Source organism: Pseudomonas sp. MOIL14HWK12:I1, from assembly GCF_000510705.1.
Taxonomy (GTDB): domain Bacteria; phylum Pseudomonadota; class Gammaproteobacteria; order Pseudomonadales; family Pseudomonadaceae; genus Chryseomonas; species Chryseomonas oryzihabitans.
On the sequence record NZ_KI783310.1, the window covers coordinates 20,639 to 40,720 of the forward strand.

The following is a 20,082-nucleotide window of genomic DNA, read 5'->3' on the forward strand; positions in this document are numbered from 1 at the left end:
CCTTTTCCTCACAGGCTGCAGGACACGCAGCCCTGCACCTCGGTGCCTTCCAGGGCGGCCTGGCGCAGGCGGATGTAATAGAGCGTCTTGATGCCCTTCTTCCAGGCGTAGATCTGCGCCCGGTTGATGTCGCGGGTGGTGGCGGTGTCGCGGAAGAACAGCGTCAGCGACAGTCCCTGGTCGACATGGCGGGTGGCCTCGGCATAGGTGTCGATGATCTTTTCCGGGCCGATCTCGTAGGCGTCCTGGTAGAACTCCTGGTTGTCGTCGGCCAGGTAGGGCGCCGGGTAGTAGACGCGGCCCAGCTTGCCTTCCTTGCGGATCTCCACCTTGGCGACGATGGGGTGGATGCTCGAGGTGGAGTGGTTGATGTAGGAGATCGAGCCGGTCGGCGGGATGGCCTGGAGGTTGCGGTTGAACAGCCCGTGCGCCATCACCGAGGCCTTGAGTTCCTGCCAGTCCGCGCGGGTCGGCAGGCGGATGCCGGCCACCTCGAACAACTCGGCCACCCGCGGGGGGCGCGGGGTGAAGTCGCCCTCGGTGTACTGATCGAAATACTCGCCGCTGGCGTACTTGGAATCGGCGAAGCCCTGGAAGCTCTGGCCGCGCTCGATGGCCAGGCGATTGGAGGCGCGCACCGCATGGTAGGTGACGGTGTAGAAGTACAGATTGGTGAAATCCAGGCCTTCGGCCGAGCCGTAGTGGATGTGCTCGCGGGCCAGGTAACCGTGCAGGTTCATCTGCCCCAGGCCGATGGCGTGGGAGGCGGCGTTGCCGGCGGCCACCGAGGGTACGCAGCGAATGTCGCTCATTTCCGAGACCGCCGTGAGGCCGCGGATGGCGGTTTCCACGGTGCGGCCCAGATCCGGCGAATCCATGGTGCGGGCGATGTTCAGCGAGCCCAGGTTGCAGGAAATGTCCTGGCCGACATGCTCGTAGCCCAGGTCTTCGTCGAAGCGGCTGGGGGTGTTGACCTGGAGGATCTCCGAGCAGAGGTTGCTCATGTTGATGCGCCCGGCGATGGGATTGGCGCGATTCACCGTGTCTTCGAACATCAGGTACGGATAGCCGGATTCGAACTGGATCTCCGCCAGGGTCTGGAAGAATTCCCGGGCGTTGATCTTGCGCTTGCGGATGCGCGCATCGGCCACCATCTCCGCGTACTTGTCACTCACGCTGATGTCGGCGAAGGGCACGCCATAGACCCGTTCCACGTCGTAGGGCGAGAACAGGTACATGTCGGCGTTGCGCTTGGCCAGCTCGAAGGTGATGTCCGGGATGACCACGCCAAGGGACAGGGTCTTGATGCGGATCTTCTCGTCGGCGTTCTCGCGCTTGGTATCGAGGAATCTCAGGATGTCCGGGTGGTGGGCATTGAGATAGACGGCCCCGGCGCCCTGGCGCGAACCCAGCTGGTTGGCGTAGGAGAAGGCGTCTTCCAGCAGTTTCATGATCGGGATGATGCCGGAAGACTGGTTCTCGATGCGCTTGATCGGCGCCCCCACCTCGCGCACGTTGCTCAGCAGAAAGGCCACGCCGCCGCCACGCTTGGACAGTTGCAGCGCCGAATTCACCGCGCGGCCGATGGACTCCATGTTGTCTTCGATGCGCAACAGGAAGCAGGACACCAACTCGCCGCGCTGGCGCTTGCCGGCGTTGAGAAAGGTCGGCGTGGCCGGCTGGAAGCGCCCGCTGATCATCTCGTCCACCAGGGACTCGGCCAGGCCCTCGTCACCACGGGCCAGACTCAGGGCGACCATGCACACCCGATCCTCGTAGCGCTCCAGGTAGCGCTGGCCATCGAAGGTCTTGAGGGTATAGCTGGTGTAGTACTTGAAGGCGCCCAGGAAGCTCTGGAAGCGGAATTTGTAGGCGTAGGCGCGCTCGAACAGCGCCTTGACGAAGACCGGCGCGTATTGCTCCAGCACCGCCGCCTCGTAGTAGCCCTTGTCCACCAGATAGCCGAGTTTCTCGTCCAGGTTATGGAAGAACACGGTGTTCTGGTTGACGTGCTGCAGGAAGTACTGGCGCGCCGCCTGGCGGTCCTTGTCCAGCTGCAGCTCGCCGTTGGGGCCGTAGAGATTGAGCATGGCGTTGAGCGCGTGGTAGTCCGCCTCGCTGCCGGTCGGGGTCAGGCCTGACGTTGCCAAAAGTCGTTCACTCCCGTGCGCACCCGGTCGACGTCTTCCGTCGTGCCGAGCAATTCGAATTGGTAGAGCAGGGGTACCGCGCATTTCTGGGCGACGATGCGTCCGCCCAGGCAGTAGCCCTCGCCGAAGTTGGTGTTGCCGGCGGCGATGACGCCGCGGATCAGAGCGCGATTGTGCGGATCGTTGAGAAAGTGGATCACCGGTTTGGGCACCGCGCCCTTGCTGCCGCCGCCGCCATAGGTCGGCAAGACCAGGATGTAGGGCTCGCGGGCCTTGAGCGGTTCGGCGGCGGGATCCTGGGGGATGCGCCGCGCTGGCAGTCCGAGTTTCTCGACGAATCTGTGGGTGTTCTCCGAGGTGCTGGAGAAATACAGCAGCTCGCCCATGGTCCTGGCCTCAGGCCACCAGCTGGCCGAGCTTGTCCGGGCGGAAGCCGGCCCAGTGGTCGTCACCGGCCACCACCACCGGCACCTGGCGATAACCCAGGGATTCCACGGTCTGGCGCGCCTTGGCGTCCTGCTCGATGTCCACCACCTGGTAGGCGATGCCCTGGCGATCCAGGGCGCGATAGGTGGCGTTGCACTGCACGCAGGCGGGCTTGCTGTAGATGGTGATGGTCATGGCTGACTCCTGTCCGTAGTGGGGCGAACTCAAAGGAAAAAGCCTGTCGCCAGCCGGGATCTGCCGGGGCGGCATGGGTCCTTTCCTTTGAGTTCGACTTGGGCCTCAAGTTCGGTCCAGATACTACATATGGTGTTTTTGAATTTCTACACCACAACAAGTGGGGATTTTGATCTGGGTCATGGCTCTGCTCTATCACGCCTGGATGACGATTTCAGTCAGGCCATGGCCGCTGAACCAGGTAGTCCCTCCGCCCCTGGGGCTACCTGCGGACCTCTCCCTGCAGACCGCCAGACGCCGTGGCTGCGGCAGGGGCGTCTGGCCAGAGGGTGGATTTCTTTCCTGTCTGCCAAGGAGAGCGCCTTTTTGTAGTGCGAAAGTCGACCGGACTACGCTCGCGACTCCCATTCGTCGTCGAACCGCCGCATAATCGGCCTTTCGCTTGCGCCCGAGTCCGTTCACGCATGAGTTCCGCTCGCTATCGCCTCGCTCTCAACGGCTACGGTCGCATCGGTCGTTGCGTGTTGCGCGCCCTGCACGAGCGCGGTGCGGCGAGCGAGCTCGCCATCGTCGCCCTCAACGATCTGGCCGACCGGCCCAGTCTCGAATACCTGACCCGCTTCGACTCCACCCATGGCCGCTTTCCCGGGCGGGTGGCGCTGGACGGCGAACGCCTGCGCATCGGCGACCAGGCCCTGGAGATCCGTCGCGAGGCGGAGCCCGAGCGGGTGGACTGGCGCGCACTGGACGTCGATCTGGTACTGGAATGCTCCGGCGCCTTCAGCACCCGTGCCGAGGCCGGGCGCTTTCTCGCCGGCGGCGCACCGCGGGTGCTGTTCTCCCAGCCCATGGTCAGCGAGACCGACGTCGACGCCACCGTGGTTTATGGCGTCAACCAGCAGGCCCTGCGCGGTGACGAGACGCTGGTCTCGAATGCGTCCTGCACCACCAACTGCAGCGTCCCGGTGCTGAAACTTTTGCACGAGACCTTGGGTCTGGAGTACGTCTCCATCACCACGATCCACTCGGCCATGAACGACCAGCCCGTGATCGACGCCTACCATGCCGAAGATCTGCGGCGGACGCGGTCGGCGTTCCAGTCGATCATCCCGGTGGCGACCGGCCTGGCGCGCGGCATCGAACGCCTGCTGCCCGAGCTCGGCGGGCGCATCCAGGCCCGCGCCGTGCGCGTACCCACGGTCAACGTCTCCTGCCTGGACATCACCTGCATCGTCGGCCACGACACCACGGCGCCGGCGCTCAACACCCTGTTGCGTGACGCCGCCCAGAGCGGTCCCCTGGCCGGGCTGATCGACTACACCGAGTTGCCCCACGCCTCCTGCGATTTCAACCACGATCCCCATTCCGCCATCGTCGATGGCAGCCAGACCCGCGTTTCCGGCCCCCGGCTGGTCAATCTGCTGGTGTGGTTCGACAACGAATGGGGCTTCGCCAACCGCATGCTCGACGTCGCCGGCCATTGGCTGCGCATCGCCAAGCCCACCTGAAACAAGCACAACTAAGGGATTGCCTGTATGTCCGTGTTGAAAATGAGCGACCTCGATCTGAAGGGTAAGCGCGTCCTGATTCGCGAAGACCTCAACGTTCCGGTGAAGGAAGGCCAGATCAAGAGCGATGCCCGCCTGGTCGCCGCCCTGCCGACCCTCAAGCTGGCCCTGGAAAAAGGGGCCGCGGTGATCGTCTGCTCGCACCTGGGTCGTCCCACCGAAGGCGAGTTCAGCGAGGAAAATAGCCTGGCCCCGGTCGCGGCTTACCTGAGCAAGGCCCTGGGCCGCGAGGTGCCCCTGGTGAAGGACTACCTGGACGGCGTCCAGGTGGAGCCGGGTCAGCTGGTGCTGCTGGAGAACGTGCGCTTCAACGCGGGCGAGAAAAAGAACGCCGATGAGCTGGCGAAGAAATACGCCGCCCTGTGCGACATCTTCGTCATGGACGCCTTCGGCACCGCCCACCGCGCCGAGGGTTCGACCCATGGCGTGGCCAAGTTCGCCAAGGTCGCCGCGGCCGGTCCGCTGCTGGCCGCCGAGCTGGACGCCCTGGGCAAGGCGCTGGGCAATCCCGCCCGCCCGATGGCCGCCATCGTCGCCGGCTCCAAGGTCTCCACCAAGCTGGACGTGCTCAACTCCCTGGCGCAGATCTGCGACCAGCTGATCGTCGGCGGCGGCATCGCCAACACCTTCCTCGCCGCGGCCGGCTACAAGGTTGGCAAGTCGCTGTACGAAGCCGATCTGGTGGACACCGCCAAGGCCATCGCCGCCAAGGTCAGCGTGCCGCTGCCGGTGGACGTGGTGGTCGCCAAGGAATTCGCCGAGACCGCCCAGGCCACTACCAAGTCGATCAACGACGTGGCCGACGACGACATGATCCTCGACATCGGCCCGGTCAGCGCCCAGCAATTCGCCGACCTGCTCAAGTCGGCCAAGACCATCCTCTGGAACGGTCCGGTGGGCGTCTTCGAATTCGACCAGTTCGGCGAAGGCACCCGCACCCTGGCCCAGGCCATCGCCGACAGCGACGCCTTCTCCATCGCCGGGGGTGGCGACACCCTGGCCGCCATCGACAAGTACGGCATCGGCGAGAAGGTTTCCTATATCTCCACCGGTGGCGGCGCCTTCCTCGAATTCGTCGAGGGCAAGGTTCTGCCGGCCGTCGAAGTCCTCCAGCAACGCGCCCAGGAGTAATCGCCATGCGTACGCCGCTGCTCGTCTGTTCCGCTGTCCTGATGCTGGCCGGTTGCGCCGGTGGCAATGCCGACAAGGCCTGCGCGGTGTTCGCGCCGCCACCGGCGGCAGCCGCCACGCCCACGGCGCAGAATGGCGAGCGGGTCGATACGCTCAATGGCAACGCCAGCCGTCCTGCCAGCGGTTGCGCCCAGTGAAGGGGCGCACGCTCGCCCTCGGTCTGCTGGGTCTCGCCGTGCTGACCGGCTGTGCCGGTCGCGGCGCGCAGCAGACGGGCGGCTGGACCCACTGGGTCTGTGATTCCAAGGCGGCCTTCGACTGGCGCTATGTGGATCGCAGCCAGTCCATCGTCGACCTCAAGCTGGAAGGCGATGGGCTGATCCGCCATCTCAACCGCGAACCGGCCACTGATGGCCAGTCCTATACCGACGGGCTGGTGGCTTTGCATATCCGCGGCGACCAGGGACTCGTCTACTGGATCGCCAACAACGACCTCATCGGCCGCGGCTGCCGGACGCCTTGAAGCGGCGAATGTCAGCTGAACCGATTAATCCAGGGCGGCCAGGGGTCGGCCGCTTGAACCCTGCCAGCCGCTCATGCAGGCTGGCGCCACCACCGCCTTTGTAGGGAGATAATCACCAATGGCACTCGTCAGCATGCGTCAGCTGCTGGATCACGCCGCCGAATTCGGCTACGGCGTCCCGGCCTTCAACGTCAACAACCTCGAGCAGATGCGCGCCATCATGGAAGCCGCCGACAAGACCGATTCGCCGGTCATCGTTCAGGCCTCCGCCGGTGCCCGCAAGTACGCCGGCGCTCCCTTCCTGCGTCACCTGATCCTGGCCGCGGTGGAAGAATTCCCGCACATCCCGGTGGTCATGCACCAGGACCACGGCACCAGCCCCGACGTCTGCCAGCGCTCCATCCAGCTGGGCTTCTCCTCGGTGATGATGGACGGCTCGCTGATGGCCGACGGCAAGACGCCGTCCGACTACGACTACAACGTGCGCGTCACCCAGCAGACCGTGGCCTTCGCCCATGCCTGCGGCGTGTCCGTGGAAGGCGAGCTGGGCTGCCTGGGCAGCCTGGAAACCGGCATGGCCGGTGAAGAAGACGGCGTGGGCGCCGAAGGCACCCTGGATCACAGCCAGCTGCTGACCGATCCGGAAGAAGCCGCCCAGTTCGTCAAGGCCACCAAGGTCGACGCCCTGGCCATCGCCATCGGCACCAGCCACGGCGCCTACAAGTTCACCAAGCCGCCGACCGGGGACACCCTGTCGATCCAGCGCATCAAGGAAATCCATGCGCGTATCCCGGACACTCATCTGGTCATGCACGGCTCCAGCTCGGTGCCCCAGGAGTGGCTGAAGATCATCAACGAGTACGGTGGCGACATCAAGGAAACCTACGGCGTGCCGGTCGAGGAGATCGTCGAAGGCATCAAGTACGGGGTCCGCAAGGTCAACATCGACACCGACCTGCGTCTGGCCTCCACCGGTGCCATCCGCGAGTTCATGGCCAAGAATCGTAGCGAGTTCGACCCGCGCAAGTACCTGGCCAAGACCGTCACCGCCATGCGCGACGTCTGCATCGCCCGTTACGAAGCCTTCGGCACCGCTGGCCAGGCCTCCAAGATCAAGCCGATCTCCCTGGACGCCATGTTCGAGCGCTATGCCCGCGGCGAGCTGGATCCCAAGGTCAACTGATCCCGCGCTGCAGGAAAAGGCCCCGTATGGGGCCTTTTTTTATGGCCCGCAGCCAGGCTCAGGCGCTTTGTTGCAGCGACGCCTGATCGGCTTCGGCGGCCAGGCAGGCGCGGGCGAGGAGCAGCCAGAGACGCTGGTGCAGGGTGTTGAGCGCAGGCAGCAGCTCCGCGCTGTGGCGATAGACCGCGGAGAGGGAATCCTCGGCGAGATCGAGCCGGGGGCAGTGACGCTGCAGGTAGTCGCCCAGGCTGACCGTGGCGATGGCGGGAGGCAGGGGCAGGTCGCAGGCCAGCCAGTCCGCGACCCGGCGTCGATAATCCTGCTTGGCGAATTCGCACAGGGCATTGATCTGACTGGGGCCCTGCGGTCGCCGCTGCAGGGTGCGGTATTCCTTCACCAGCAGGCGCGCCTCGCGCAGGCGCTCCACGTCCGGATAGCGCTCGGCCAGGGTGAGCAGCAGCCGATAGAGCTCGGCAGCCTGCTCCTGGCCGGGCAGACGCTGGGCCAGGGCCCGTTCGATGCGCTGCCGATAGAGCGGCGCCACGGCCAGCAACTGCTGGCGCGCGGCGGTCTGCCAGGTATCGATGGCCCGATACTCCTGCAAGTGCTCCTGGTTGAACGCCCCTTCGCCGTGAACGACGTGGGCCAGTCCATGACTGTGCAGCTCTTCGTAGAAGGCCAGCAGGCAGCGCCGCTGGCTTTGCTTTTCCGCTTCCTGCCAGGCGTCCGCAGTGCCGGCGGCCAGCAGCAGGATGCGTTCGCGGACAGTGTCTGCCTCAAGGGCGCGGGTGGTCCGCTCCAGCGGCAGGTGCAGGGGTAGCCAGGGGCAATCGGGCCAGGCATGGCCACTCCAGCGCTGCAGGTCCGTGTCACTGTCCTGGACCGGTTCCGGAACCAGCGTGGCCACCGTGGCCGCTGGCTCCGCCTCGGGCTGGCGGCCGGCCAGGCGATGGACCAGCAGGGTCAGGGCGCGGCCATGCGCATCGGGCTGCTCCAGCAGGGCACTGGCAGGGCGCCGGTCGTCCAGCAGTCCGGGGAGCGGATGCCGCTCGGCCCAGGCGATCCGCTGCCGATCCGCCGGATGACGACCCCAGTAGCGGCTGCTGGCGGAGGTCGGCGTGGGGGAGAGCGTCTGGCGAGCCAGCAGGGCCGCGTGCAACTCCAGCAGATTGCCGACCAGGCCCTGGGCCGCGGGTGCCGTCAGGCTGCGCCGTCTGGCTTCACGCCAGGCCTGCTGGGCCAGGCGCGTCTGGCGCGCCGTTGTGCGAAAGGCCGCGCTGCCGCCCAGCAGGACCTGGTAATGATCGGCGCGGGCTTCCCGGCGCTGGCTGGCGGTGTGGGTGAGGCGCTGGCCGCTGGCAAGGAGCAGGCGGGCCCAGCCACGGGCGACGCGGGCGAGGAGCCCTCGGGACGCCGCCTGGCCGAGGCGTTCCAGTTGCGCGAGGCAGGCATTGAGCAGGGCGCCCCCCAGACGATCCAGAGCGCTCACCTGGTGCCCCAGCACATGGGCGAGGCTGGCCAGGTACTGATCGCGGGTGAGTGCCGTCATCAGCGGCAGACCCAGGCGCAGCGTCCGGGTCCTGACCGCGAAGCGGATGTCGACCTCCGCCGTCAGCAGCAGGCGCCGAGGCGGGCAGACCCCCATGGCCTGGCAGAGCGCTGCGATCAGCGAGTGCAGCGCCGGCTCCTGGGCTGGCGTCAGCGGCCGTTCGGCGGCGGCTTCTGTTCCTCGGCCCGGGCGCGGCGCCAGAAAGCCCAGGGCCAGCCAGGCGCCCAGGCCGGCCAGCGGCAGGGCCAGGCCACAGGCGACGACGATATCCTGGTGCAGCAGAGTGATGAAGGCCGCCAGGGCACAGATCGCCAGCAGCAATCCGGCCAGGCCCGGCAGCAGATAGAGCAGGCTGAGCGTCAGGCCGAGGAGCACGGCCGCCAGCAGTTGCAGGCGCTCACCCAGGGAGAAGGCCGGGCGCGGCAGGCCCGCTGCCTGCAACGCGGCCAGACGCGCCTGCAGATCGAGGTCCTGGGCGACGGGGGGGGATTCCTGGCGTTCGACCAGATGGACATCCAGTCCCGTATCCCGCAGCCGCTCGACCCATTCGTGGGCTTGCGCGCTGGCCAGATCCCGCTTGAGGATGCCCCTGGCCGGGGGCAGCAGGCGCTCCACCTGCTCCGGTGCCAGCTTGAGCTGATAGAGCAGGCTGATCCTCAGGGTGTCGGGGGAAACATCGTCGCGGCAGCTGCCGCTGAGCAGGAGATCGTAGCGAGCCATGGGCAATCCTTTGCGCAGTCGTCCGCCGGGGCGGTAGGTAGAAATCCAGAGCGGCTTTCTACCTCACTGCTGCAATCGCGTTGCGTGCATGGCTCTCAGTTGCGCGGCCCCGGGCCGCTCTGGCACGCCCTTCTGGCGGATTCGTGACCGATTACCGCTCCGCTGCGGTCAGGACCTCTTCCATCCAGGCCACCATGGCGGCGCCATCCATGCCCAGGCAGACCGTGACCAGCGGATTGCCGGACCAGCGCCCGTCCAGGTAGGCGCGCCCCTCGGGGGCGAAAAAGGTCTGGCCTTCCGCCAGGCCTTCGGTGCCGACGCTGAGGTGACCGCGAGCGGTGTGGAACAGCTCGGGGCGGCGCAGATAGGCGAGGGCGCAGCTGTCGTGGGGATGGCAGCCGTCGATGTCCTTCACGCTGCGGTAGAAGTCCGCATAGAAGTCATAGCTGCGGGCGAGCACCTCGCCGAGGGCGCCCTGGCGCGCCGCGATGCGCTGCAGGCGGGGCGGATCGAGCACGGCGCGGTGGGTGGCATCGAGGCCGACCAGGGTCAGCGGCCAGGGAGCGGCGAAGACCCGCGCCGCGGCATGGGGGTCGGAAAAGATGTTGGCTTCGGCCACCGGCGTGACGTTGCCCGGCTCGACGATGGCGCCGCCCATCACCACCACTTCGCGAACGCGCTGGGCGACCGTGGGATCCAGCGCCAGGGCGAGGGCCAGGTTGCCCAGCGGCCCGACCGCCACCAGGGTGATCTCGCCCGGTCGCAGGCGGGTCTGCTCGACGATGAAGCGCGCCGCATCCAGGGCGTGGGGTGTCTGGCTCGGCGCGGGCAGCTGCTGGTTGCCCAGGCCATCCTGGCCATGCACGTGCAGGGCGTGGTTGCCGGCCGGCTTGACCAGGGGCTCGGCCACCCCAGCCGCGACGGGCGTGTCCCGGCCGGCCAGCTCGGTGAGCAGCAGGGCGTTGCGGGTCGCCGTGGTGACCGGCACATTGCCGAAGGTGGTGGTCAGCCCAATCACCTCGAAGGCGGGATCGGCAAACAGCAGGGCGATGGCCTGGGCGTCGTCCACGCCAGGATCGGTATCGAAGATGATGGGAAGGGACAAGAGGCTTTCTCCGGCTCAGATCTCTTCCCAGGCTACCCGAGGGGCAGCGCCCCTTGCTAGCTGGGCAGGTCCAACTCGCCCAGGGCATCCGGCTGGTTGCGAAACGCCCGGGCGAAGACCTCGCGATTGCGGGCCATGAACAGCCCCAGGTCTTCGCACTGCTTCTCGGCAAGACCGGGTACGGCCTTGTCCAATACGCTGGCGAGCGACTCGGCCAGCTCCAACATCTTGTCGTGACGATCGGCTTCGGCTTTATCCATGAACAGGCGCTCCGGATCTCGGCTGCTGCGATACAACACTTCGACGGCCATGCGTCACCTCGTATTCTGTATCTGGTTATATATACAGTAGTTGGCTTGTCGCGGGATTGCAAGGACTACCGCTCGGCGGTCAGCCTTCGGTCACTCATGGCAATTTGCCAATCGTTCGACATTTCCGCGTGTCTCCAGATTTGCCTCGGGAAACTTAAGCGCGGAAGCTGGTCTCTGAGTCTGGACCAAACGGGCATCACTGCCCGCCTTTATCCGGATCACCTCCGGCTCACGGAACGAGACCGCCAATGCCTGCCATCTTTATCCGTCCGCTTATTGCCGCGCTTGGCCCGTCTGGGTCGATCGAGGTGCGGGCGTGAGTTCGACCCTCATCATCCTGGCCATCACGGTCGCCAGCTTTCTGCTGGGGTTCCTGCGCGACCTGCTGATCGCCCGCCAATTCGGCGTGAGCTGGGAAGCCGACCTGATCTTTGTCGCGCTCATCCTGCCGGTGTTCTTCGAGAGCTTCTTCGGCCTCGCCCTGCGCGATGCCATGATTCCCTATCTGCAACGCATCCGCGACCGCTGCAACGCCCAGTACGAGCAGGTCGGTCGCTGGCTGTACTGGCGCATCGGCCTGTTCGGCCTGCTGTTGTCGGTGATCGGCGTCCTCGCCAGTCCCTGGCTGATGCATGCCCTGGCGCCGGGCTGGAGCGACGAGCAGGTCGAGACCGGCAAGCTGGTCTTCGCCGTCGGTACCCTGCTGATCTGCGTGCAGGCCGTCCTCTATTGCCAGGGCGCGCTGCTCAACCTCGATCGCATCTTCATTCTGCCGATGACCCGCACCCTGATGCTCAATCTGGGCGCCATCCTGGCCATCGTCATCCTGCAGCCGAGCGGTATCGCGCTGTTCACCGGCATGCTGCTGCCCCAGGTGCTGCTGATCGTCATCCAGCACCGCCGCCTGGGCTATCTCGGCGAGCGCTCGGTGGCCTTCGAGAAGCCCGAAGGCAGTCCCTTCGCCGTGACCTTCGCTCCCGTGCTGCTCGCCGCCGGCGCCCAGCAGGGTTGCATGCTGGCGGAGCGTTTCTTCGCCTCGCTGCTGGCGGAGGGCAACATCACCATGCTGTCCTTCTCCTACCGCATCGTGACCATTCCGCTGACGCTCTATGCGCTGTCCATCCTGGCGATGATCTTTCCCGAGCTGACCCGCAGCTGGAACGAGGGCAATGCCGACAAATACAGCGCGCTGATGCGCAAGGCGCTGCTCGGGACCCTGCTGTTCCTGGTGCCGGCGGCCGTGGTGCTGTTCAGCTACTCCGAGCCGGTGGTCAAGGTGCTGCTGGAGCGCGGGGCTTTTGGCGCCGAGCAGAGCGCGGCGACCGCCACCCTGGTGGTGGCCTATGCCCTGGGTCTGCCCTGGATGGGGCTGGCCCTGCTGTGGGGGCGTGCCCTGCTGTCGCAGCAGCGCGCCCGCACCTTCCTCTACGCCACCCTGGCCAGCTCCTTCATCACCGTGGCCCTGGACGCTGTTGTCTATCGGCCATTCGGTGCCCAGGGACTGGCCTATTCCTTTACCACCGGAGCCTTCCTGCAGGCGGTATTCATGGCGCTGGCGCTCTATCGCCACTCCCTGGCCGGCCTGCACCTGTCGCTGCTGCTGCGCTGGTTCAGCGCGGGCAGCGCAGTGGCCCTGCTGAGTTTCCTGTTGCCCAAGCCGGTCGGCCTGCTGGAGCTGATCGTCAGCGTCAGCGTGGCCATGCTGGGCTTCCTGGTGCTGTTGCTGGTCCTGGGCGAACGTGACCTGTTCCGCCGCGGCTATTGGGCGCGCGGTGACTCGGGCACGGGGCGCGCTGAACCGACGAGTTGAACGGCCGTCGCTGGACGGCAAGGAAAAAGGTGGCGATCTGCAGCCATTGGTCGCTATCTGTTACGAAGTCATGAATTTTTGATTTGGCTTCGAGTCGCACGGAAAGATTGATCCCAGTCAAAGAATTTCTGATGGAAGCTTTTTTCCATTTGCAAGAGATCGGACATGTAGTTGGGGTCGGCACTTCGCATGGTGGCTTTGCTCGCTACCGACATTCTCTTTGAAAGGAATCGATCCTATGTCCTCCCAATCCCCTGTCACCCGTATCGGCATCGTCGGTACCGGCATGATCTCGCGCTGCCTGGCTCGGCTCATCAGCCGTCACTATGACGACATGACCGTGACCCGCGTCCTGACCCGCCGGCCCATCGCCACGGTCACCGACTATCCGCTGACCGAGGCGCTCACCCAGTCGGTGGCGGATCTCATCGATCATTGCGACCTGCTGGTGGAGTGCAGCGGCGACCCCTACCACGGCACCGAGATCATCGAGCGCGCCTTCGAAGCCGGCATCAAGGTGGTCACCATCAATGCCGAACTGCAGGTGACGACCGGTTCCTACCTGGCCGGCAAGGGTTTCCTGACCGAGGCCGAGGGCGATCAGCCGGGTTCGCTGGCGGCGCTGCACGAAGAGGCCGTGCAGATGGGCTTCAAGCCGCTGGTCTACGGCAACATGAAGGGCTATCTGAACCACAACCCGACGCCGGAAGACATGGCCTACTGGTCCGCGCGCCAGGGCACCAGCGTCGACCAGACCACCTCCTTCACCGACGGCACCAAGGTGCAGATCGAGCAGGTGGTGGTGGGCAACAACTATGGCGCCACCATCACCCGCCAGGGGCTGGAAGGCCTGAATTCGACCAACCTGCAGGACAGCGCCAACATCCTCGCGCAGATGGCCGAGCAACTGGGCCAGCCCATCGTCGACTACGTGATCCCCAGCGGCTACTCCGCCGGTGGCGTCTTCGTGGTCGGTCGCCATGACGAAGACCAGGCCGGTGCCATCGAGTACTTCAAGCTGGGCAAGGGCCCGTACTACGTGCTGGTGCGCCCCTTCCACCTGTGCTCCCTGGAGGTCGGCAAGACCCTGAGACGCGTCATCGCCGGCGGCAAGATCCTGCTCAACAACTCCACCACACCGACCCTGAGCGTGGCCGCCATCATGAAGAAGCCCATGGCGGCCGGCGACGTCATCGAGCGCGGCATCGGTGGCTACAGCGTGCGCGGCGAAGCGGTCAAGATCGCTGAGTGCCCGGATCACCTGCCGATCGGCCTGCTCAAGCACAGCGTGCTCAAGCGCGCCCTGGAGCCGGGTCAGATCGTCACCTTCGACGACGTCGAACTGACCCCCAGCCGCGCCCTGGACATCGTCCTGCAACAGCATCGCGAGGCGATCCATCGCCAGCTGCTGGAAACCCAGCTGAGCGAGTCGGCCTGGAACGCCAGCGCCGACCTGGCACCGGTCGCGCTGCCCAAGGCGGTGGGTGCGGTCCTGTCCTGATTTCGCCGAGGCGGAACGCGAAGGGGCCCTGAGGGCCCCTTTTCTATTGCCCGCTGCTGGCGGCGGCGCGGAGGCGGGCGACGGTCGCGGGGAGTTCGTCCATGTGCGCGATCAGCGCGGTCACGCCCAGCGCGCTCAGGGTCTCGCCATGGCTGGGCGGAATGTGGCTGGCGCCGGTAAAGCCGATGACGCGCATGCCGGCCGCCAGCGCCGCGCGCACGCCGGTGGCGCTGTCCTCGATCACCAGGCAGCGCTCCGGCGCGACGCCCATCGTCCTGGCGGCCAGGAGGTAGACATCGGGTGCCGGCTTGGGCTGGGCCACCATATCGGCACTGAAGATATGGCCCGCCACCCGCTCGACCAGATCGGCCCGGCGGACCGAGGATTCGACGCTGTGCCTGAGGCTGTTGGAGGCGACCGCCAGTGGCAGGTCGATGCTCTCCAGGGCACGCTTCACCCCGGGAATGGCTTCCACGCTGGTGGAGATCAGCGTTTCCGCCTGGGTGCGCAGGTCGCTGAACAGCGCGGGCGGCAGGGTGATGCCGAAGCGCTGCTCGACCAGGGCGAAGATGTCCCGGGTGGTCAGGCCAAAGGTCCCGTGCAGCAGGGCTTCGAGTTCGGCGCGCGGTGCATGGGCGGCCAGGCCGTCGAGGACGACGCGTTCGGCGAGGATTTCGCTGTCGACCAGCACGCCATCGCAATCGCTGATCAGCAGTTCCACAGGGGTGACGTTCATCGGTATTCCTTGCAGGGGGATTTCATGGTCGGGCCGTGGGCCCGGGCCATTCGAAACGGCGGGAAAGAAGCGCGGAAGCAGGACTGGCGAGGGTTTGCGCCGCTGTCCGAGTGGTCGAAAACCGGCTCCACAGTACCTTGCATGGCGCGACAAATTACCTCTTGTCAAAAACGATTTCGGTCTCCGGAGGGTAATCGCTTTCCAGAAAAATATGGCGTAGAGTTCGAGAACTGTGTTTGCTTGGGTCGCCGTCGATCGTGACCTGAGGCGGTAGGCTTTCCGTCCACCCCTTGCTGCTCGATTCTTGTTACTCCTTGCAACTCAGTACCGGGTGCCTGGTCTATGCAACGCGCTGCCGCGCCAGCACCTGTCATAACAAACCCGTTATTCCAAGGAGCAACACCCGTCATGTCGAATCGTCAGAACGGCACCGTCAAATGGTTCAACGAAACCAAAGGCTACGGCTTCATTACTCCCGAGAGCGGTCCGGACGTGTTCGTTCACTTCCGCGCAATCGAAGGCAAAGGTTTCAAGACCCTGGCTGAAGGCCAGAAGGTCAGCTTCGAAGTCGTGCAAGGCCAGAAGGGCATGCAGGCAGAGCACGTACAGGTCATCTGACACCTGACGTCGCCCGAAGCTCACGAAAAACCCCGGCCAGGCCGGGGTTTTTCGTTTATGGCGTGTCGAGCGGTGCTATAGCCCGCTTCACTCGACGTTCTGCGCGCTCTTTTCCGGTTCGGCCGCCAGCGGCTTGACCCGGCGCCCGGTCTCCCGCGAGGCCTGCAGGAAGATCGCCGCCGCCAGCATCGAGAGCGCGCCGACGCAGAGAAAGGTCGCGCGAAAGGCGGACAGCACCTCGGTATCGCCATAGTCGTCCTGGAAACCGCCCAGCAAGGCGGCCGCACAGGCCACGCCAAAGCTCATGGCCAGTTGCATCACCACCGACAGCAGGCTGTTGCCGCTGGCCGCCTGCTGGTCGTGCAGGTCGATGAGGGTAATGGTGTTCATGGCGGTGAACTGCATGGAATTCACCGCGCCGAGGATGCCGAGGTGGATGAGCAGCCAGACGAAGGGCGTCGAGGGACCGATCAGGGCGAGGCTGGCGATCAGGCAACCCAGCAGCAGGGTGTTGCCCACCAGCAGGCGGCGATAGCCGAGGCGCCCGATCAGCGGACCGGCGATGGGCTTGGCCAGCATCGCCGACAGCGCCAGGGGCATCATCAGCAGGCCGGCCTGGGTCGGCGAGTAGCCGAGGCCCACCTGGAACAGCAGCGGGATGAGAAAGGGCAGGGCGCCGCTGCCGAGGCGGGCGAAGAGATTGCCGAAGATGCCCACCGCGAAGCTGCGGATGCGAAACAGCTCGGCGGAGAACAGTGGCTGGTCGTGGTGCAGGGCGCGCAGCCAGTAGGCCACCATGCATGCCATGCCGGCCATCAGCAACAGCACCACCCGCACATGGGGCAGGTGCAATTCGCCGAGGCCTTCCAGGGCGATGCTGATGAGGATCATGGAAGTGCCGAAGAGCAGGAAGCCCAGGCCGTCGAAGCGTTGCGGCAGGGGGCTGCGCAGATCCGGCAGCAGGCGGCGGGTGGCCAGGCAGCCGAGGATGCCCACTGGCAGGTTGATCAGGAAGATCCAGTGCCAGGACACGGCTTCCACCAACCAGCCACCCAGGGCCGGGCCGGCCAGAGGGCCGATCAGGCCGGGAATGGTGATGAAGCTGAGGATGCGGACCAGCTCGCTGCGCGGATAGACGCGCAGGATCACCAGGCGCCCCACCGGCAGCATCAGCGAACCGCCGAGGCCCTGGATGACCCGGGCGGCGATCAGCAGGTTGAGGCTGGGCGCCAGGGCGCAGAGCAGCGAGCCAAAGGTGAAGAGGGCGATGGCGGTGAAGAAGACGCGGCGACTGCCGAAGCGATCGGAAATCCAGCCCGAGGCGGGAATCAGCAGCGCGACAGTGAGCAGGTAGGCGATCACCACCCCCTGCATGCGCAGCGGATTCTCGCCGAGGTCGGCGGCCATGCGCGGCAGGGCGGTGTTGACGATGGTCGCGTCCAGCGACTGCATGAAGAAGGCCACGGCGATCAGCCAGGGAAGCCAGCGGGCCGTGGTGGTATCCAGGGTCGGGGAGGGCATGGGAGGTCCTTGTCGAGACAGCCGACTACCCGCTCTCTGACTGTCTGGCGGCGGCAGGGTGCCCCGCTCCTTCAGCGCGAGCGGGAATCTAGCAGCGCCTCGATCCGCTGGTCCTTCTCTGCCCAGAGCGTGCTGACCCACTGCTGGAAGCCTGCGCGAAATTCCGCATCTTCGCTGTAGTCACCCGCCCAGCGCGCCGGATCCAGAGGTCGCGCGCGAATATCGATGATAACGCGTTTGACTCGTCCGCAGAGCAGGTCCCAGAAGCCGGGCACGCGACCGTCGGGATAGACCAGGGTGACGTCCAGCAGGGTGTCCAGCTGCTCGCCCATGGCGGCGAGGACGAAGGCCATGCCGCCGGCCTTGGGCTTGAGCAGGTGGCGATAGGGCGACTGCTGCTCCGCATGCTTGGCGGCGGTGAAGCGGGTGCCTTCCAGGTAGTTGACGATGGTCACCGGCTGGCGGCGGAATTTCTCGCAGGCGCGGCGGGTGATGGCCAGGTCCGCGCCCTTGAGTTCCGGGCGGCGGGCCAGCTGGGCGCGGGTGTATCTCTTCATGAAGGGGTAGTCCAGCGCCCACCAGGCGAGCCCCAGGAAGGGTACCCAGATGAGCTCCTTCTTCAGGAAGAACTTGAAATAGGGCACCTTGCCGTTGAAGGTCTCGATGAGCGCGGGGATATCGACCCAGGACTGGTGATTGCAGATGACCAGGTAGGAGCGGTCACGGCTGAGCGCCTCGGTGCCGCGGATGTCCCAGACGGTGGGGGTGAGGCGGGCGAAGATGGCCTTGTTGATCTCGGCCCAGGTCTCGGCGATGGCGGTGACCACCCGGGAGCAGAGGTCGCGCAGCGCGACAAGGGGCAGCAGCTTGATCAGGGCGAATACCAGTAGCGGACCGATCATGACCAGGGTGTTCAACAGGAGCAGCGCAGAGACGGTGATACCGGTCAGGAGGTGCATGGATTCTCTCGTCTAGAACTTGGGGCGATAGTCTTTGGCGTGACATAGCATTTTGCGATCATCCGCCTCTGGATGGCTGCTGCCGATCCGCTGCGAAGTGAACGCCATGCTCAAAAAGGTTACCAGTGCCGAGGTCTGCCTCGGCATGTACATCCACAAATTCGAAGGCAGCTGGATCGACCATCCGTTCTGGAAGGCGCGCTTCCTGCTGCAGGAGCCACGCGACCTGCAGAAGATCCAGGACAGCGCGGTGACCGCGGTGTGGATCGATATCGCCAAGGGCCTGGATTGCCGGTCCCCGAGCGAATGCTCGCCCGCCCTGGAACCGGTGGCGGTCCCTGAGCCCGTTGCCGCGTCGGTCGCTGCCCCCGAAGCGCTCCCCGCTGCCGCTCCGACCCCGGAGACGGGCACCGCACCGGTCGCCGCCATCAGTTGTCCGCAGGAAATGGCGCAGGCGTCGGCGGTCAGCGCCCACGCCAAGCAGGAGGTGGCGCGGCTGTTCCAGGACGTGCGCCTGGGCCAGGCCATCGAGCTGAGCGAAGTGGCGACCGTGGTCGAGCAGATCTCGGCGTCGGTGTTGCGGCACCCCACGGCACTGATCAGCCTGACGCGGCTGCGCACGGTCGACGAGTATACCTACATCCATTCGGTGTCGGTCTGCGCCCTGATGACGGCGGTGGCGCGGCAGATGGACCTGCCGGCTGAGCAGGTGCTGCTGGCCGGTCAGGCCGGTCTGCTGCACGACGTGGGCAAGATGCGCACCCCCGTCGAGGTGCTCAACAAGCCGGGCAGGCTGACCGAGGCCGAATTCGCCGTGATGCGGCTGCATCCCGAGGAAGGCGTCGCCCTGCTGCGGCAGTGGGGCGCATCCGCGGAGGTCATCGACGTCTGCCTGCACCATCACGAGAAATTCGATGGCAGCGGCTATCCCCATGGGTTGGCCGGCAACCAGATCAGTCTGCTGTCGCGCATCGCCGCGGTCTGCGACGTCTATGACGCCGTCTCCTCGACCCGGCCCTACAAGACCGCCTGGAGTCCGGCCGAGGCGATCCGGCGCATGGCGGAGTGGAAGGGGCACTTCGATCCCCGGGTGTTCCAGGCCTTCGTCAAGACGCTGGGCATCTATCCGATCGGCTCCCTGGTGCGGCTGAGCAACGAGCAGCTGGCGGTGGTGGTCGAGCAGCACCCGGACAGCCTGCTGACCCCGCGGGTGCGGGTATTCTTTTCCGCGCGTTCGCGCACGCCGCTGCCGCAGCGGTTGCTGGATCTCGCCCGGCCGCCCGCCGACGAACGCATCGTGCGGCGGGAAGATCCGCAGGAGTGGGGCTTTCGCAATCTGGAGCGGCTCTGGCAGCAGGCCTAGCGCCGGCTCAGGGGCGGGTCGCCTGCAGCGAGGGCCGCTCGCCGGTACGGGCGTACCAGGCGGCGATGCGCGGACAGTCGCTGCGCCAGGCCCAGGTGGGGATGCGGAAGTCCAGATAGCCGAGCAGGCAGGCCATGCCCAGGCTGGCCACGTCGAATTCGCCCTCCAGTTCGGCGATGGCCTCGCGCTCGAAGTAGTCCAGCGCCCGGGCGATCTTTTCCTGCTGGTTGTCCAGCCAGAGCTTCCACTGCATGCCCGGTGGGCGCATGAAGCTCTCGTAGCGGATCTGCACCGCGGCTTCCATCATGGCGTCGCACAGCGAGGCCAGGGTCAGGCGCCGCCAGCGCTCCGGGCCCTGCCGCGGGATCAGCGGGGTGCGCGCGTGCAGGGTATCCAGGTAGTCGAGGATGACGCGGCTGTCGTGCAGGCAAGTGCCATCGGCCAGGCGCAGGGCGGGAATCTTGCCGGCGGGGTTGGTATCGAGGACGTCGCGATTGGGGTTGAGCGGCGTCTGCTGGACGATTTCCACCTCCACCTGCTCGATCAGGTCCGTCTCGTGGAGCATCACCACGACTTTGCGACCGAAGGGCGAGGCGGGAGTGTGGTACAGGATCATGGACATGGGCCGGGCTCTCCAGAAGGCAGGACTGCATTCGCTTGTGGCGAATCCCTGCACTGTAAGCCCTAGGCCGTCCCGGGTAAAAGATGGCCTT

At 66.0% G+C, this 20,082-nt stretch carries 19 protein-coding genes; 9 read left to right on the forward strand and 10 right to left on the reverse strand.

Annotation, left to right across the window (positions count from 1 at the left end; all coding sequences use genetic code 11):
• Nucleotides 1-8: 8 nt before the first annotated feature.
• From nrdE to nrdH, 3 genes are read right to left on the reverse strand one after another with little or no spacing between them, the layout of a single operon-like run.
• Entirely contained in the window at nucleotides 9-2,150 is a 2,142-nt protein-coding gene (nrdE, locus tag PSEK12I1_RS0123170) for a class 1b ribonucleoside-diphosphate reductase subunit alpha (RefSeq protein WP_084627814.1), read from the reverse strand.
• A complete protein-coding gene (nrdI, locus tag PSEK12I1_RS0123175; protein ID WP_027598230.1) occupies nucleotides 2,132-2,536 on the reverse strand; it encodes a class Ib ribonucleoside-diphosphate reductase assembly flavoprotein NrdI in 405 nt (134 codons plus the stop codon). The genes nrdE and nrdI overlap by 19 nt, the downstream gene beginning before the upstream one ends.
• Nucleotides 2,537-2,546: 10 nt before the next feature.
• Nucleotides 2,547-2,771: a glutaredoxin-like protein NrdH gene (nrdH, locus tag PSEK12I1_RS0123180; protein ID WP_007161291.1), complete on the reverse strand. Its 225-nt coding sequence runs from the start codon at nucleotides 2,769-2,771 to the stop codon at nucleotides 2,547-2,549.
• 464 nt (nucleotides 2,772-3,235) lie between these two features.
• Between nrdH and epd the strand changes: the two genes are divergently transcribed.
• The 5 genes from epd to fba all read left to right on the forward strand — a co-directional run bounded on the left by epd (nucleotide 3,236) and on the right by fba (nucleotide 7,176).
• A complete protein-coding gene (epd, locus tag PSEK12I1_RS0123185) occupies nucleotides 3,236-4,279 on the forward strand; it encodes an erythrose-4-phosphate dehydrogenase (RefSeq protein WP_027603070.1) in 1,044 nt (347 codons plus the stop codon).
• A gap of 27 nt (nucleotides 4,280-4,306) precedes the next feature.
• The gene (locus PSEK12I1_RS0123190) at nucleotides 4,307-5,470 is read left to right on the forward strand and encodes a phosphoglycerate kinase (RefSeq protein WP_027598233.1); all 1,164 of its coding nucleotides are present in this window, start codon (nucleotides 4,307-4,309) and stop codon (nucleotides 5,468-5,470) included.
• A gap of 5 nt (nucleotides 5,471-5,475) precedes the next feature.
• Nucleotides 5,476-5,667, forward strand: coding sequence for a hypothetical protein (locus PSEK12I1_RS0123195; protein WP_007161288.1), 192 nt, complete (start codon nucleotides 5,476-5,478; stop codon nucleotides 5,665-5,667).
• Nucleotides 5,664-5,993: an MliC family protein gene (locus PSEK12I1_RS0123200; RefSeq protein ID WP_027598234.1), complete on the forward strand. Its 330-nt coding sequence runs from the start codon at nucleotides 5,664-5,666 to the stop codon at nucleotides 5,991-5,993. Before PSEK12I1_RS0123195 ends, PSEK12I1_RS0123200 begins: the two co-directional genes overlap by 4 nt.
• A 118-nt stretch (nucleotides 5,994-6,111) precedes the next feature.
• Nucleotides 6,112-7,176, forward strand: coding sequence for a class II fructose-bisphosphate aldolase (gene fba, locus PSEK12I1_RS0123205; RefSeq protein WP_007161286.1), 1,065 nt, complete (start codon nucleotides 6,112-6,114; stop codon nucleotides 7,174-7,176).
• A 58-nt stretch (nucleotides 7,177-7,234) separates the two neighbouring features.
• On the opposite strand, the gene PSEK12I1_RS0123210 is transcribed toward fba, so the two are convergent.
• From PSEK12I1_RS0123210 to PSEK12I1_RS0123220, 3 genes are all read right to left on the reverse strand, one after another.
• On the reverse strand, nucleotides 7,235-9,445 hold the full coding sequence (locus tag PSEK12I1_RS0123210) for a hypothetical protein (RefSeq protein WP_027603071.1): 2,211 nt from the start codon (nucleotides 9,443-9,445) through the stop codon (nucleotides 7,235-7,237).
• A gap of 151 nt (nucleotides 9,446-9,596) precedes the next feature.
• Nucleotides 9,597-10,550: a nucleoside hydrolase gene (locus PSEK12I1_RS0123215; protein WP_027603072.1), complete on the reverse strand. Its 954-nt coding sequence runs from the start codon at nucleotides 10,548-10,550 to the stop codon at nucleotides 9,597-9,599.
• Between the two features lie 56 nt (nucleotides 10,551-10,606).
• On the reverse strand, nucleotides 10,607-10,861 hold the full coding sequence (locus PSEK12I1_RS0123220) for a YebG family protein (RefSeq protein ID WP_007161283.1): 255 nt from the start codon (nucleotides 10,859-10,861) through the stop codon (nucleotides 10,607-10,609).
• A gap of 316 nt (nucleotides 10,862-11,177) precedes the next feature.
• Here PSEK12I1_RS0123220 and PSEK12I1_RS0123225 point away from each other — a divergent pair, with 316 nt between their 5' ends.
• Both PSEK12I1_RS0123225 and PSEK12I1_RS0123230 read left to right on the forward strand, forming a co-directional pair.
• On the forward strand, nucleotides 11,178-12,671 hold the full coding sequence (locus PSEK12I1_RS0123225; RefSeq protein WP_027603073.1) for a lipid II flippase MurJ: 1,494 nt from the start codon (nucleotides 11,178-11,180) through the stop codon (nucleotides 12,669-12,671).
• 286 nt (nucleotides 12,672-12,957) lie between these two features.
• On the forward strand, nucleotides 12,958-14,172 hold the full coding sequence (locus tag PSEK12I1_RS0123230; RefSeq protein ID WP_169886925.1) for an NAD(P)-dependent oxidoreductase: 1,215 nt from the start codon (nucleotides 12,958-12,960) through the stop codon (nucleotides 14,170-14,172).
• Nucleotides 14,173-14,215: 43 nt separating this feature from the next.
• On the opposite strand, the gene PSEK12I1_RS0123235 is transcribed toward PSEK12I1_RS0123230, so the two are convergent.
• Nucleotides 14,216-14,908 (reverse strand): HAD family phosphatase, encoded by a 693-nt coding sequence (locus PSEK12I1_RS0123235; protein WP_027603075.1) that lies wholly within the window; start codon nucleotides 14,906-14,908, stop codon nucleotides 14,216-14,218.
• A gap of 408 nt (nucleotides 14,909-15,316) precedes the next feature.
• Here PSEK12I1_RS0123235 and PSEK12I1_RS0123240 point away from each other — a divergent pair, with 408 nt between their 5' ends.
• Entirely contained in the window at nucleotides 15,317-15,526 is a 210-nt protein-coding gene (locus tag PSEK12I1_RS0123240; RefSeq protein ID WP_007161279.1) for a cold-shock protein, read from the forward strand.
• An 87-nt stretch (nucleotides 15,527-15,613) separates the two neighbouring features.
• Here the strand turns inward: PSEK12I1_RS0123240 and mdtD are convergent, their stop codons facing one another.
• Both mdtD and PSEK12I1_RS0123250 read right to left on the reverse strand, forming a co-directional pair.
• The gene (gene mdtD, locus PSEK12I1_RS0123245) at nucleotides 15,614-17,047 is read right to left on the reverse strand and encodes a multidrug transporter subunit MdtD (protein ID WP_007161278.1); all 1,434 of its coding nucleotides are present in this window, start codon (nucleotides 17,045-17,047) and stop codon (nucleotides 15,614-15,616) included.
• A gap of 71 nt (nucleotides 17,048-17,118) precedes the next feature.
• Complete coding sequence (locus PSEK12I1_RS0123250; protein WP_027598239.1) at nucleotides 17,119-18,006, reverse strand: acyltransferase; 888 nt, start codon at nucleotides 18,004-18,006, stop codon at nucleotides 17,119-17,121.
• 106 nt (nucleotides 18,007-18,112) lie between these two features.
• Here PSEK12I1_RS0123250 and PSEK12I1_RS0123255 point away from each other — a divergent pair, with 106 nt between their 5' ends.
• Nucleotides 18,113-19,369, forward strand: a complete 1,257-nt coding sequence (locus PSEK12I1_RS0123255; RefSeq protein ID WP_027603076.1) for an HD-GYP domain-containing protein — start codon at nucleotides 18,113-18,115, stop codon at nucleotides 19,367-19,369.
• Between the two features lie 7 nt (nucleotides 19,370-19,376).
• On the opposite strand, the gene PSEK12I1_RS0123260 is transcribed toward PSEK12I1_RS0123255, so the two are convergent.
• Nucleotides 19,377-19,991, reverse strand: coding sequence for a glutathione S-transferase family protein (locus PSEK12I1_RS0123260; protein ID WP_037007333.1), 615 nt, complete (start codon nucleotides 19,989-19,991; stop codon nucleotides 19,377-19,379).
• Between the last annotated feature and the right edge of the window lie 91 nt (nucleotides 19,992-20,082).

Bases quoted from the DNA above. Each gene is read 5' to 3' on its own strand.
- PSEK12I1_RS0123195 (WP_007161288.1), top strand. From the start codon at position 5,476: ATGCGTACGCCGCTGCTCGTCTGTTCCGCTGTCCTGATGCTGGCCGGT.
- PSEK12I1_RS0123210 (WP_027603071.1), bottom strand. From the start codon at position 9,445: ATGGCTCGCTACGATCTCCTGCTCAGCGGCAGCTGCCGCGACGATGTT.
- mdtD (WP_007161278.1), bottom strand. From the start codon at position 17,047: ATGCCCTCCCCGACCCTGGATACCACCACGGCCCGCTGGCTTCCCTGG.
- PSEK12I1_RS0123235 (WP_027603075.1), bottom strand. From the start codon at position 14,908: ATGAACGTCACCCCTGTGGAACTGCTGATCAGCGATTGCGATGGCGTG.
- nrdI (WP_027598230.1), bottom strand. From the start codon at position 2,536: ATGGGCGAGCTGCTGTATTTCTCCAGCACCTCGGAGAACACCCACAGA.
- PSEK12I1_RS0123255 (WP_027603076.1), top strand. From the start codon at position 18,113: ATGCTCAAAAAGGTTACCAGTGCCGAGGTCTGCCTCGGCATGTACATC.
- PSEK12I1_RS0123230 (WP_169886925.1), top strand. From the start codon at position 12,958: ATGATCTCGCGCTGCCTGGCTCGGCTCATCAGCCGTCACTATGACGAC.
- fba (WP_007161286.1), top strand. From the start codon at position 6,112: ATGGCACTCGTCAGCATGCGTCAGCTGCTGGATCACGCCGCCGAATTC.
- PSEK12I1_RS0123220 (WP_007161283.1), bottom strand. From the start codon at position 10,861: ATGGCCGTCGAAGTGTTGTATCGCAGCAGCCGAGATCCGGAGCGCCTG.
- PSEK12I1_RS0123240 (WP_007161279.1), top strand. From the start codon at position 15,317: ATGTCGAATCGTCAGAACGGCACCGTCAAATGGTTCAACGAAACCAAA.
- epd (WP_027603070.1), top strand. From the start codon at position 3,236: ATGAGTTCCGCTCGCTATCGCCTCGCTCTCAACGGCTACGGTCGCATC.
- PSEK12I1_RS0123260 (WP_037007333.1), bottom strand. From the start codon at position 19,991: ATGTCCATGATCCTGTACCACACTCCCGCCTCGCCCTTCGGTCGCAAA.
- nrdH (WP_007161291.1), bottom strand. From the start codon at position 2,771: ATGACCATCACCATCTACAGCAAGCCCGCCTGCGTGCAGTGCAACGCC.
- PSEK12I1_RS0123250 (WP_027598239.1), bottom strand. From the start codon at position 18,006: ATGCACCTCCTGACCGGTATCACCGTCTCTGCGCTGCTCCTGTTGAAC.
- PSEK12I1_RS0123190 (WP_027598233.1), top strand. From the start codon at position 4,307: ATGTCCGTGTTGAAAATGAGCGACCTCGATCTGAAGGGTAAGCGCGTC.